The following is a 13035-nucleotide window of genomic DNA, read 5'->3' as shown; positions in this document are numbered from 1 at the left end:
TACTGGCGGTGGTGCCTATCCGGCCAGCACCACCGCGCGCGGTGCGCTGCGCTGCCAGCCCAGCGTGAGCAGCAGCGCCACCGCCAGTGCCGGCAGCACAGCGAGGTTGACCGCCTGCCAGCCATAGCGATAGAGCACCTGCCCGGCCGCGAGCGTGGCCAGCGCGGTCAGCGCGGCGGCGGAGAATTCGGCCAACGCCTGGGTCCGCGCGCGTTCGGCGGGCCGGTAGCTTTCCGCCAGCAGCGTGGTGCCGCCGACAAACATGAAGTTCCAGCCGATGCCCAGGCACAGCAAGGCCGCGTAGAAGGCCGGCAGCGCCGTCGATGCCAGGGCCACGAGCGAACCCATGGCAGCGAGCGCGATGCCGCACATCAGCATCGGCCCGCGCCCGAAGCGCTGCAGCAGCCAGCCGGAGAAGAACGACGGCGCGTACATCCCCACCAGGTGCCACTCGATGATCTGCGCGCCTTGCGCGATCGTATGGCTGCATGCCACCGCGGCGATCGGCGTGGCGGTCATCACGAACATCATCACCGCGTTGCCGATGCCGTTGTTGGCGAACGCCGCCAGGAACACCGGCTGGCGCGCGATCTGCGCGAGCGGGCGCGCGGGCAGCGCGGTGGCGCCCGGTTCGGCTGGCGCCGCAGCGGCGTGCGGGTTCGGCTCCCGATAGCCAAATGCCAGCAGCACGACCGTGGCCATCCCGAACAGCGCAACCACCGCATACGATCCGGCGAAGGGCTGCGCCACCATCAGGTCGCTGCTCCACGCGGCAATGGCGGGCCCGCACACCGCGGCCACAACGCCGCCGGTGAGCACGGTGGAAATGGCGCGCGGCTTATCCACAGGCGCGGCGGCGTCCGCCGCGGCCAGCCGGTAGAAGCGCGCGAATGCCTGGAATACGCCGACCAGCGCCGTACCGACGCAGAACGCCACGAAGTCATGATGCGAGATGGCCCACACCGACACCAACCCGCCCGCGCAGCACGCCAGCCCGCCGAGGGAAAAGGCGATACGGCGGCCCAGCCGCTCGATCAGGAAGGCGGCCGCGATGGCGGTCAGCGCCGACGCCACCGTGATCAGCGCGAACGGCAGCGTGGCCAGCGCCTTGTCGGGCGCGAGCGTGTAGCCGACCAGCCCGGTCAGGGTCAGGTCGACCGACAGGGCCGAGGTGAACAAGGCCTGGCAGAGTACCAGGACCCGGGCTTGCGACATCGCGGGACGTGCCATCGGGCGCTCCGGTAGGAAAGAGGCGGGGATGGCATCGAGCGTACGAGAAGCGGGACCATGCCGGCTGACAACGATCCGCAGAATCCTGCCAACCGGCTCCTGGTTGGGCTAGTTGAACACGTCCTGCCGGTAATGCCCTCGTGCCACCATGCCCGCCAGCCAGTCGGAGGCCGCGGCCTCGCTCATGCCGCCCTGCTGCGCCGCGATCTCGATCAGCGTGCGCCGCACCGCCGGCGCCATCTGCCGCCCGTCGCCGCACACGTAGATCGTGGCGCCGTCCCGCAGCATCGCCCACACGGCTTGCCGATCGCGCCATAGCAGGTGCTGCACGTAGCGCTGGTCCGGGGCGGCGCTAGTGGAGTACGCCGCATGCGCCTGCACCACGCCTTCGGACTGCCAGCGCGCGACGTCATCGCGGTACAGCCAGTCGTGCTGCGGATGCCTGCAGCCGTAGTAAAACTGGCTGGCGGCCACCGCTTGCCCGGCTGCTTTTTGCGCCGCGCGCTCTTCCAGGAACCCGCGAAACGGCGCAATGCCGGTGCCCGGCCCCACCAGGATCATCGCGCGCGCCGGATCGGGATCCGGCGCGAACGGGGGGTTGGGCGTGCGGATGGCGGCCGCCACCACCGCGCCCGGCGCGAGCCCTTGCAGCCACGTGGATGCCACGCCACGGAACATGCCGCGCCCTGACAGCGCGGGCGACCACACGGTGCCAACGGTGATGGTCGCCACCTCCGGCGAGACCAGGGGTGACGAAGCGATCGAATAGAAACGCGGCCGTATTGCCACGGTGCAGGCCAGCAAGCCCGGCAGCGTGAGCTCGATGGCGGGATGGCGCACCAGCACGTCCACCAGCCCCATCCGCCGGGCCGCTACCTGTGCCGCGTAGCCGTCGTCCGCGTGGTCCGAGCCGAGCCGCTCCAGCGCCGCGCGCGTGACCGGGCAGCGCGTGTATTGCAGCAGCGTGCGCAGCGTCTGGCGCGACACCACGTCCTGCAGCTCGATGAAATGCGTCAGCAGCTCGCGCAAGGGCAGTGCCTCGTCCAGCGGCAAGCCGCGCGCGGCGCCCGCGTGCGCGGCGGACAGCGTCACCATGGCATCGGGATCGAGATCGAGCCGCTCGCACAGGTCCCGCACGGTGGCGCGATGGTTTTGTGGATAAACCGCGAGGTGATCACCGGTCGCGTAGCTTGCGCCGCCCGGCAGGCGCAGCTGGATGTCGCGCGTGGCGGTGCGCGGCGCTTCCAGCGCGAAGTCCCAAAGGCCCGCCGGATCGTTCACCAGTTCCGTGTTGGCCAGCACCGTGAAGGCTTGCGTCGACGGCGGCAGCGTGCTCGCGCGGATGGTGGCGATATCGCGCAGCCGCACCGCGATCTGGCTCGCGCCCGCCGCATCGGGTGCCGCGCCCTGCTCCACGCGCAGCGCTTGCAGCGATTGCCACAGCGCGGCAAGCCACGACTCCGCAGCGTGGTCGAAATCGCCATTGCCATCCGCCTCGCCACGTGCGAGCAAAGGCACCGCGCCGGCCGCGCTGAAAAAGCCGTGCAGGCGCTTGGGGAATGCCTGGTACGTAGCCCATTGCGAATTGCCGCAGCCGAGCAGCGCAAAGCGCAGGTTCGCTGCGCGGTAGCCGCCGGCATCGCCGCTATCGAGCATGGCTTCGAAGCGCCGCGCTGAATCGGGTGCGCGCCCGTTGTAAGTGGCCGCCACGATCACGGCGAGCCCATCGGTAGGCAACGCGCCCACCGCTTCGTCGAGGTCACGCAGCGTGGCGGCAAAGCCGGCCGCCAGCGCACCGGCATGAATCTGCTCGGCCAGTTCGCGCGCGGTGCCCAGGCTGGAGCCGCACAGCACGGAGAGGGGCTGGCCATTGCCGCGCACCACCGGCGGTTGCGACTGCGCGCTGGCAATGCTGGCCGCAGCGGCGGTGACGATGCGTTCATGCGCACGGCGCCGCCGCGCGCGCAGCGTGAACGCATCCGGCTTCAGGGTCAGCGTTTCCTTGATGCGGAACTGGTAGTCATGCGGATCGCTGAACTGGAAGTTGCGCAGCATCAGGGCCAGCGCCAGCTTGGCTTCGGTCAGCGCGAACTGGCGGCCGATGCAGGCGCGCTCGCCGTTGCCGAACGGCTTGTAGGCATGCGGATGAAGCTCCGCTTCGTTCTCGGGCAGGAAGCGGTCGATGTCGAACGTCTCCGGATCGGCCCACACCTTCGGATCGCGATGCAGCGCGGTGAGCACCACCGAGACGCGGCGGTCCTTGCGGATCAGGTAGCGCCCGCCGATCACCGTGTCCTCGAACGGCGCCACCGCAAACGCAGGCGCCGTGGGCCACAGGCGCAGCGTTTCCTTGAGCACGCGGTCGATCACCTGCAGCTTCGCCAAGTCGGCATAGACCGGCGGCGCGTCGCCCGGCAGCACCGCGTCCACCTCGGCGTAGGCTTGCGCCAGCACGCCGGGATGGCGCAGCAGCTCATACAGCGCGAACGTGAGCAGGCCGCTGGTGGTCTCGTGCCCCGCGATCAGGAAGGTGATGACCTGGTTGCGAATGTTCACGTCGTCCAGGCGCTGGTCGGTATCGGGGTCGCGCGCCTCCAGCATCAGGTTGAGCAGGTCGTGCGGCGGCGGCTGGCTGGCGTCCTTACCCGCCGCGGCGCGGCGCTGCCGCACCACGTCGTCCACCAGCTCTCGCATGTACTGGATATCATCGGCGAACTTGCGGTGCGCCTTGTGCATGAACTTGTCCTGCAGCGCGAAACGCGTGAGCTTGCCCATGGCCTCCTCGAGCGCGCCGACCATGGCGTTGATAAAGGGATGCAGCTGCTCGCGCGCGAACGAATCGAAGTCATAGCCGAATCCCGACAGCGCGATGGTGTCCAGCGTGAGCCGGGTCATGTCGTCGGCGATCGGGATGTCGGTGTCGGCGCCCTGGCGGTCCCACTTGTCGACCAGCCGGTTGGCCACGCGCAGCATCACGTCGAAGTAGCCCTTCATGGCGCGCTGGCTGAAGGCTGGCATCAGGATGCGGTGGGCACGGCCCCAGTTCTCTTCCTCGGCGTGCGCGGTAAACAGGCCGTCGCCAGCCAGGTCGCGCAGGTAAGACAGCGGCGGCCCGACGATCTTGCGAAAGCGCTGCCCGTCCGACAGCTCGCCCACCAGCGCGGCGTCGCTCACGAACGCCACGCGGCGCCCGGCGAAATCCAGCTCGAAGATGCCATCGAAGGCGCGGCTGCGCGCCAGCAGGTGCTGCCCGATCTTGCCCGGCGTGACCTGCAGCAGGTTGCCGACCAGCGGCCAGCCCGGGTCGCGCGGGATCGGTTCGAGCGCGCGCGCGGGGTGCGCGGCAGGCGCGGCGGTGGCAGGAGCGGCCGGGGCGGTGGAGGCGGGAGTGGAGACGCGCTGCATGTTCAGGTCACCAGATGGTTATCGGCGGGCGAAACGCCAGGATCGGGCCAAGGGGCGCCAGGCGCCGTCTTGAGTCTCTTGCTCATTGTTCTGATTTTTGCCGGGTGCATGGCTTTTCCTGTGCAAACCGGCGTAGACAAACGTCTACTTTTGCAGCAAAGTAGACGAATGTAGACCGAGTGTCAATTCCAAACCGGATGCGCTCACGCCGGGGTATCCCGGCCTTAACTTTTTGCCTGACACCATGGAAGACGTTGCCGGCGGCAAACGCAAACTGATCGACGCGGCGCTGCGCCTGGCCGCAGCCAGGCGCAGCTTCGCCGGCCTCGGCCTGCGCGAGCTGGCGCGTGAGGCGGGGCTGAACCCCAACACCTTCTATCGCCACTTCCGCGACATGGAAGACCTGGCGCTGAGCGCCGTGGCCGAGGTCGGCAACGAGCTGCGGCCCATGCTGCGCGCGGTGCGCTGGGCCGTGGCGCAGGACAGCCCCGGCGAGGTCGCCACCCGCGCCTGCGACGCCTTCTTCGCCTACGCCGATGCCCACCCCGGCGCCTTCTTTGTCGGCGTGTGCGGCAGCACCGGCCCGCAGCCGGCGCTGCGCGAAGCGGTGCGCCAGGTACTGGCGGATATCGCTGCCGAGATGGCGGAAGACATCGAACGGCTGGCGCTCTGTCCCGGGCTGTCGCGCCCCATCATCGACGACCTCTGTGGCTATGTGGTGTCCTACCTGTTCCACCTGTCCACGGACTATCTCGAAGATAACGCCAAGGGACGCCGCCTGCGCATCCAGCAGTCCAGGCAGCTGATCAGCTGGCTGCTTCGCGGCGCGGCCGAACAGCAGCGGGCGCAGGATCAACCGGCGCCCGTACCCGCACCTGCGCGCAAGCGCAAGCCGACGGAACGCCGGCCGCATTGAACTCAGCAACGATCATCACGGCGTGATGTTCCACGGCGACTCCATCGGCCGTGGGGCGCGGCTGTACCTGGACGCCACCGTTGCCACGGAGCCGCTCGCCGCGCCGCCCTACGCGGCTGCGTTTGCAACGCGGGTGGCAGGCGGCTGAATACCTGCCCAGCCGGGTTTCCTCGGTATTTTCCCTGAGCCGGCCGCGCAACGGCGGGAAAGCTGGATGAAGGCTTGCCATGCCTACGATGCAGGGGCTTCTCTCATGGCCGTGACATGTGCGCGGCCCGTGAGCAGCCCCGAATCATCGACAAGACTAGCGAGCCCCCGAGGAGACCATCTTGAAAACGAAATACACAGCCCTCGCGCTGGCGATCGGCGCGGCCTTTGCCGGCCACGCCAACGCACAATCGAACGTGACGCTTTACGGCCTCATCGACACCACCATCAGCACCATCAGCAATGCCGATGCCAGCGGCCACCGCCTCACCGGCTACCACCAGCCTGCCTGGTTCAGCGGCAACCGCTGGGGCCTGACCGGCGCGGAAGACATTGGCTTTGGCACCAAGGTGATCTTCAAGCTGGAGAGCGAGTTCACCAGCTACGACGGCAAGATGGACACCCCCGGCGTGCTGTTCAACCGTGACGCCTGGGTCGGCATCAACAGCGACGTCTTCGGCAAGCTGACCTTCGGCCGCCAGAATGCGCTCGGGCGCGACCCGATGGCCTCCGGCCTCTATGGCGATCCCTACGGCCCGGCGGCCATCACCACGGAAGAAGGCGGCTACACCAACAACAACAACTTCAAGCAGCTGGTGTTCTATGCAGGCAGCGCCACCGGCACCCGCATGGACAATGGCGTGGTGTGGAAGAAGCTGTTCGACAACGGCCTGACCGCCGGCGCGGGCTATCAGTTCGGCGAAGTGCCGGGCGCGCCGTCGCGCAACACCACCGAAACGGTCACCCTCGGCTACAACGGCGGCAATTTCCACCTCTCCAGCTTCTTTACCACGGCCAACGTCGCGGGCAACCGCAACCGCACCTACTCGGTGGGTGGCAACTATGTGTGGGGCATCGTGCGCGCCAACGCGGGTTATTTCCACTACACCGCGGACCAGGGCGCGCTGGGCCAGCGCAAGGACGATGCCTACACCGTGTCGCTCAAGATCGACCCGGCAGGCGCCTTCGACTACGAGATCGGCTACCAGATGATGAAGGCCGGCCACGCCGCCCTGAATGCCGATGGCTTCACGATCAACGCTTACGGCAACACCACAAACTCCACCGCGACCGACAGCGGCCGCAAGAACACGGTGTACGGCTCGGTCTTCTATCACTTCTCGAAGCGCACCGAGGTCTACCTGGCGGCGGACTACATGTTCCTGCAGCACGGCTACCATGCCGCGCAATCGAACGGCTTCGCGCATCAGAGCGAGTTCGCCGTGGGTATGCGCACACGCTTCTGATCCTGCTGCATCGGCCCGCGCCTCGCGGCGCGGGCCTGGCTCCGAACTTTCCTTGTCCCGGCCACAAGCCGGGTTTTTTTCGTCCGGACGTTGCGTTCAGTGCTTCAGGTTTGCTCCCCCCTCCCACTTGTGGGAGAGGGGCCGGGGGAGAGGGTGAGCGCTCCCAAGTCATCCACCGCCCGAAGTAAAAAAGCCCACGCCGACGGGGAGTCGGCGTGGGCAAGGGAGATAGAGAGCGCCGTGACGCTCAGGCCAGGTTGCCCGGCTTCCATTTGAGCAGGCGGTTTTCCAGCGTGGTCAGCAGGAAGTCGGCCGCCAGTGCCACCACGGCCAGAACGATCATCGCCGCGAACACGCCGCTGGCATTGAAGGCGCCCTGCGCGGTGGCGATCAGCAGGCCGATGCCCTGCTTGGAACCCAGGAACTCACCGACCACCGCACCGACCAGCGCGAAGCCAAAGCTGACGTGCAGGCTGGCCAGGATCCAGCTCAACGCCGACGGCACCACCACGGCGAAGGTCAACTGGCGCTTGGAGGCACCGAGGATCTGCGCATTGGCGATCAGGTAGCGGTCGGCTTCGCGCACGCCCTGGAAGGCATTGCCGAACACCACGAAGAACACCATCACCACCGCCAGCGCCACCTTGGAGGCCATGCCAAGGCCTAGCGCGATCACAAAGATCGAGCCCAGCACCACGCGCGGGATGGAGTTGGCGATCTGGATGTAGATGCTGAACACATCAGCCAGCAGCTTGTTGCGCCCGAGCACGATGCCGCAGATCACGCCGGCGACCGAGCCGATCAGAAAGCCCAGCCCGGTCTCTTCCAGCGTGACGGCCACCTGCGCCAGCAGGGGTCCCTGCGAGGTGCCGTTGACGAACCAGTCGTAGATCTGTTCCGCGATCAACGAAGGCATGGAAAAAAAGAACGGGTCGATCCACTGCAGCCGGCCCGCCAGCTCCCACCCGCCCAGCGTCACTACCAGCAAGGCGATGCGCAGGGTGATGATCAGTTGGCGCCGCCGCCGGATGGCTAGCCTGGCTTCCCGTTCAAAGGCGTCGAGTTCGTCGGCCAGGGCCGTGTTTGCTTCCATATTCATATTCATTGGCGTTGACGGTGGCTACGGTTGGCGAAGCCGCTTCAGTCGATGTGGACTTCCTCGCGCAGATCGGCCCAGATCTCGCGCGACAGTTCGACAAAGTGCTTGTCGTAGCGGATCTCCGAAGTCACACGCGGGCGCGGCAGGTCGATTTCGTAAACACGCTTGAGGGTGGCCGGACGCGCGGTGAGCACGAAGACCCGGTCGGCCATGGCGATGGCTTCTTCCAGGTCGTGCGTGACGAACACCACCGAGCCGGCGTTCTGCGACCAGAGCTGCAGCAACTCGTCCTGCATCAGCGTGCGGGTCTGCATGTCCAGCGCGCTGAAGGGTTCGTCCATCAGCAGGATCTGCGGGTTGTTGATGAAGGTCTGCGCCAGCGCCACGCGCTTGCGCATCCCGCCCGACAACTGGTGCGGGTAGTGGTTGCCGAACTTGGCCAGCCCGACCTTGCGCACCCATTCTTCGGCAAGGCCATAGGCCTGGTCACGGCGGGCGCCGCGGAACAGCGGCCCCGCCGCCACGTTATGCAGCACCGAGCGCCACGGGAAGACCGCATCGGCCTGAAACACGAAACCGATGCGCGGGTCGATGCCGTTCACGCGGTTGCCCATGAGCCGCACCTCGCCGGTGCTCGGCTTGAGCAAGCCGGTGATCAGGCTGAGCGTGGTCGATTTACCGCATCCTGTCGGTCCGACGATGGCGACGAACTCGCCCTTGCCCACACGCATGGAGAAGTCGCGCAAGGCCACGGTGGCGGTGCCATCGGGCGCGATAAAGCGGCAGGAGACACGCTCGAATTCGATGGCTGGCACGTCTTGCGGCACGGTATTGGTCATGATGGTTCCTTGCAGTCCGCGCGCGCCGCGCGGCGCGGACCGGATGTTCGCCTGGCGCCTTACTTGGCGTGGTCGACGAACTCGTTGGTAAACGTGCGGCCCAGTTCGATGTGCTTGCCCTTGACGGTCGGATCGAACGAGGCAAGCACCTTGAGCACCGTTTCCGGACCGCCGGCGGGCATCCTGCCGTCGTCCGTGAACATGGCCCGCGAGGCGTCCAAGGCCTTGACGTAGAGCTCGCGGTTATTGCCGTAGTAGTCCTTGGGCATCTTTTGCGCGATCTCCTCGGCGCTGTGGGTCTTGATAAAGCGCATGGTCTTGACGAAGGCGCGCGCCAGCTTCTGCACCTGCTCCTTGTGCCCCTCCACCCAGGCGCGCTGCATATAGAGGCTCGAGGCCGGGTAGAGCCCGCCCAGCGCCTGGGTGGTGCCCTCGGCCGTGCGCATGTCGACCAGCACCTGCGCCTCGCCGGTCTTGAGCAATTGCGAGATGGTGGGTTCGGTGGTCATGCCGGCATCGATGCGGCTCTGGCGTATCGCGGCCATGAAACTGTTGTCGGCACCGACCGGCAATACCGTGTACTGGCTGGGCGGCACGCCCGCCTTGAAGGCCAGGTACTGTGTCAGGAAGTTGGTCGACGAGCCCAGGCCGGTCACGCCGAGCGTCTTGCCTTTCACATCGGCCATGCTCTTGAGCTGGCCGGCCGCGCGCGTGGCCACCATCTCCACCTCGCCAGGCACCTTGCCGAAGACCACCACGGCCATCACTTCCTTGCCCTTGCTTTGCAGGTCAATGGTGTGATCGTAGAAGCCCACCACGCCCTGCACCGCGCCGGCCAGCAGTTCGTTTTCAGCGTCGACCCCGGCCGGTTGCGAGAGAATCTCGACGTCCAGCCCTTCGTCCTTGAAGTAGCCCAGTTGCTCGGTCAGCCTGGCGGGCAGGTAGATGATCTTGGTCGCGCCGCCGACCATGATCGACAGCTTCGCATCGGCCGCCTGCGCCGTGTGCGCTACCGCAAGTGCCGCAAAGGCGACGGCGAGCGCGCCCTTCCTGTATGGATTCATCGTTGTCTCCCTGGTTTTGCCGACGCCAGATCTTGGTGGCCCGGCCATTATTGGGCTCTCTGGTAGTGGGATGCCCCCGCGCTCGCCGGCCACGGCGAGGGGGTCGAAGCATTCTAGGCAGCGCAAACCTTCACGCAGCTTTCGCCGCCTCTCAGGGAATATCCCGATACGGCACGATGTCCTGCGGCAGGGCGGGCGGTGGTAAAAGGAGACCCCGGTAACAGTAGGTCCCAACCAGAGCGGTTCATGAAGGTATTGCTGATCGAAGACAACGCTTCGCTCATCCACTGGCTCGCGAGGCTGCTGAAGGAAGAGCGCTTCATGGTCGATACCGCGCTGGACGGCGAGTACGCCGACCAGCTGCTGCAGACGCAGAGCTACGACGTGGTGCTGCTCGACCTGCAGATCCCGCGCCTGGCCGGCAAGAGCGTGTTGCGCCGGCTGCGCTCGCGCCGCAACAACGTGCCGGTGCTGGTGGTAACCGCCAGCGCGTCGGTGGACGAAAAGGTGGAGTGCCTGGGCCTGGGCGCCGACGACTATCTCGTCAAGCCTTTCGAGATACGCGAACTGGTTGCGCGCATCAAGGCCCTGGCGCGGCGGCAGACCGGAGAGAAGCAAGCCGAACTGGCTTGCGGCGACCTCACCTACAACACCGACACGCGACAGTTCTACGTCGCGGGGGAACTGCTTTCATTGCGGCTGAAAGAGCACACCGCGCTGGAAATCCTGATGATGCGGCTGGGCAAGACCGTGTCCAAGGCGAGCCTCATGTCGGGCGTGTATTCGCTCGACGAGGAGGCCAGCGAGGATGCCATCGAGATCTATATCCACCGCATCCGCAAGAAACTCGAGGGCTGCCAGGCCACCATCATGACGCTGCGCGGCCTCGGCTACCTGCTGCAGCAAAAGCAATGATCCACAGCCTGCGCGGACGGCTGCTGCTATGGCTGCTGGTGCCGCTGGCGGCCTTTGTGGGCATCAGCAGCTACGCCGCTTACCTGAGCGCGGCCGATACCGCAAACCGCGTGCAAGACCGCGCGCTGCAGGCTTCGGCCGATGTCATCGCGGGCCACATCGCGTGGACGGACGGGCGCATCACGGTGCAGGTGCCGCCGTCGGCGCTGTCCCTGTTCGACTCGCCCTATGGCGACCACGTTTTCTACAATGTGGTCGACGATCGCGGCCGGATCCTGGCCGGCAATCCGCAGTTCGAGCAACCGCCGATGCCTGGCGCCGCCAGCCCCGTGTTCTACTCCTCCCGTTTCCAGTCGCAGCCGGTGCGGGTAGTGCAGGCCACCCGCACGATGTTCGACTCCGGAGAGGCCCGCAAGGTCACCGTCACCGTGGGGCAGACGCTGCTCGGCAACCGCGAGCTGGTCCGTAGCCTGCGCATGCCGGCGCTGCTGCGCGAAGTGGTGATGCTGGTGCTGGCGGTGGGGCTGGTGATGATCGGGCTCACGGTGGAGCTGAGCCCGCTACTGCGCGTGAAAGACGAAGTGGCGGGACGCGACCCGATGGATCTGGTGCCGCTGGGCGCACGCGACCTGCCGCAGGAATTGCGGCCCATCGTCGAGGCGATCAACCAGTGCATCCAACGCCTGAACGAATATGTTCGCCAGCAAAAGCGCTTTATCGCCGATGCCGCGCACCAGATCCGCACGCCGCTCGCGGTGCTGGGCGCGCAGCTGGAATTTGCCGCGCGGGTGGACGATGAGGCGCGGCTGCGCGAGATCCTCGGCTCCATGAAGACCAGCACGCAGGCCATGACCAACCTGGCCAACAAACTGCTGTTGCTGTCGCAGGCCGAAGCCGCGCGCAATGCCGGCGCGGCGCAACAAGGCACGGACCTGGTGCCGCTGGTAACGGCCGTGCTGGAAGACATGGTAGTGCTGGCTCAGCGCAAGGGCATCGACCTGGGCGCCGAGCTGGCGCTCGACTGCGCACGCGTAGGCGCCAACGAGTGGATGATGGCGGCCGTGGTATCCAACCTGGTCGACAACGCGATTCGCTACACGCCGGCGCAAGGCCAGGTCACCGTGGCCCTGACGCGCGAAGCGGATTGTGCCGTCCTCGCGGTGAGCGATGACGGTCCCGGCATTCCCGCGGAAGCGCGGCCCAAGATATTCGATCGCTTCTATCGCAACGCGCTGCCAAACCAGGAAGGCAGCGGCCTGGGGCTTGCCATTGTCAAGGAGATCGTGCTGACGGCACAAGGCCAGATAAGCCTGAGCCCGGGCATCGGCGGGCGCGGCGTCACGCTGACGGTACGCCTGCCCCTGGCAGCCTGAGCGCCGAGCGTCGCGCCTAGTCCACCACCTTGCCGCGCTGCGCCTTGACCTGGCTGCGCTGGTTCTTGCCTTCGAGGCGCCGCATCTTCGAGCCAAAGGTGGGCCGCGTGGGACGGCGCGTGCGCGGCGGCGTGGCCACGCTGCGCACCAGGTCGTGCAGGCGCTGCACGGCCTCTTCCCGATTCATCTCCAGGCTGCGGTGCTGCTGGGCCTTGATCACCACCACGCCGTCGCGCGTGATGCGGTGGTCATGCAGTTGCAGCAGCCGCGCCTTGTGCCCTTCTTCCAGCGACGAGGCGCGGACATCGAAACGCAGGTGCACCGCGTTGGACACCTTGTTGATGTTCTGCCCGCCGGCGCCTTGCGCGCGGATCGCGGTGATCTCGTATTCGGTGTGGGGGATGGTGATGTCGGGCAGCATGGGGCGCATGATAGCAAGGGCCAGTGCAGCCCGCTCCCAAGCGCAGCCCGTGGGCTAGCGGGCGGGCGGCAGCTTGCCCCAGGCCACCAGGATCCGCTGGATGCTGCGCGCGTGGAGACTACCAGGCGCACCACAGGCACAAGGCTCTTGCGTTCCTGCGCGGGCGGTGCTTTCATCCTGGCCCTGGCGGTGTGCCCCACCCGCGGCGCACTGAGTTCGCCATTGCCCGTCGCGGGCGGCAGCATCGCCAGCGGATGTTCGAGTGGGCGATTTCGGAATGCCGGCCGGGCGGCTCGCAATGCGATTCGCCAGTCACTAC

Annotated in this window: 11 protein-coding genes; 5 read left to right on the top strand and 6 right to left on the bottom strand. The window is 67.0% G+C overall.

Features of this window, described 5'->3' with window-relative positions; genetic code table 11:
* Nucleotides 1-15: 15 nt before the first annotated feature.
* Together OR16_RS07215 and OR16_RS07210 are read right to left on the bottom strand one after the other, a co-directional pair.
* Nucleotides 16-1230 carry an MFS transporter gene (locus OR16_RS07215; protein WP_043418818.1) on the bottom strand — a complete coding sequence of 405 codons (1215 nt, stop codon included), beginning with the start codon at nt 1228-1230 and terminating at the stop codon, nt 16-18.
* A gap of 108 nt (nt 1231-1338) precedes the next feature.
* The gene (locus tag OR16_RS07210; protein WP_006157302.1) at nt 1339-4635 is read right to left on the bottom strand and encodes a bifunctional cytochrome P450/NADPH--P450 reductase; all 3297 of its coding nucleotides are present in this window, start codon (nt 4633-4635) and stop codon (nt 1339-1341) included.
* Between the two features lie 244 nt (nt 4636-4879).
* On the opposite strand from OR16_RS07210, the gene OR16_RS07205 reads away from it, so the two are divergent.
* The 3 genes from OR16_RS07205 to OR16_RS07200 all read left to right on the top strand — a co-directional run bounded on the left by OR16_RS07205 (nt 4880) and on the right by OR16_RS07200 (nt 7005).
* Entirely contained in the window at nt 4880-5551 is a 672-nt protein-coding gene (locus OR16_RS07205) for a TetR family transcriptional regulator (protein WP_006157301.1), read from the top strand.
* A gap of 22 nt (nt 5552-5573) precedes the next feature.
* The gene (locus OR16_RS47220) at nt 5574-5699 is read left to right on the top strand and encodes a hypothetical protein (protein WP_272942832.1); all 126 of its coding nucleotides are present in this window, start codon (nt 5574-5576) and stop codon (nt 5697-5699) included.
* A 181-nt stretch (nt 5700-5880) separates the two neighbouring features.
* Nucleotides 5881-7005 carry a porin gene (locus OR16_RS07200; RefSeq protein WP_006157300.1) on the top strand — a complete coding sequence of 375 codons (1125 nt, stop codon included), beginning with the start codon at nt 5881-5883 and terminating at the stop codon, nt 7003-7005.
* Nucleotides 7006-7252: 247 nt separating this feature from the next.
* Here the strand turns inward: OR16_RS07200 and OR16_RS07195 are convergent, their stop codons facing one another.
* The 3 genes from OR16_RS07195 to OR16_RS07185 are packed head-to-tail and all read right to left on the bottom strand — an operon-like array spanning nt 7253 to nt 10007.
* Nucleotides 7253-8098 (bottom strand): ABC transporter permease subunit, encoded by an 846-nt coding sequence (locus tag OR16_RS07195; RefSeq protein ID WP_043418812.1) that lies wholly within the window; start codon nt 8096-8098, stop codon nt 7253-7255.
* 47 nt (nt 8099-8145) lie between these two features.
* On the bottom strand, nt 8146-8943 hold the full coding sequence (locus OR16_RS07190; protein WP_006157298.1) for an ABC transporter ATP-binding protein: 798 nt from the start codon (nt 8941-8943) through the stop codon (nt 8146-8148).
* 59 nt (nt 8944-9002) lie between these two features.
* Complete coding sequence (locus tag OR16_RS07185; RefSeq protein ID WP_006157297.1) at nt 9003-10007, bottom strand: ABC transporter substrate-binding protein; 1005 nt, start codon at nt 10005-10007, stop codon at nt 9003-9005.
* 246 nt (nt 10008-10253) lie between these two features.
* On the opposite strand from OR16_RS07185, the gene OR16_RS07180 reads away from it, so the two are divergent.
* Nucleotides 10254-10922, top strand: a complete 669-nt coding sequence (locus OR16_RS07180; protein WP_006157296.1) for a response regulator — start codon at nt 10254-10256, stop codon at nt 10920-10922.
* On the top strand, nt 10919-12295 hold the full coding sequence (locus tag OR16_RS07175) for a sensor histidine kinase (RefSeq protein ID WP_006157295.1): 1377 nt from the start codon (nt 10919-10921) through the stop codon (nt 12293-12295). The genes OR16_RS07180 and OR16_RS07175 overlap by 4 nt, the downstream gene beginning before the upstream one ends.
* A 16-nt stretch (nt 12296-12311) precedes the next feature.
* Here the strand turns inward: OR16_RS07175 and arfB are convergent, their stop codons facing one another.
* Nucleotides 12312-12716: an alternative ribosome rescue aminoacyl-tRNA hydrolase ArfB gene (gene arfB / locus OR16_RS07170; RefSeq protein ID WP_006157294.1), complete on the bottom strand. Its 405-nt coding sequence runs from the start codon at nt 12714-12716 to the stop codon at nt 12312-12314.
* Between the last annotated feature and the right edge of the window lie 319 nt (nt 12717-13035).

Source organism: Cupriavidus basilensis OR16 (assembly GCF_000243095.1).
Lineage (GTDB): Bacteria > Pseudomonadota > Gammaproteobacteria > Burkholderiales > Burkholderiaceae > Cupriavidus > Cupriavidus basilensis_D.
This window is presented reverse-complemented; position numbering and strand designations above follow the sequence as displayed.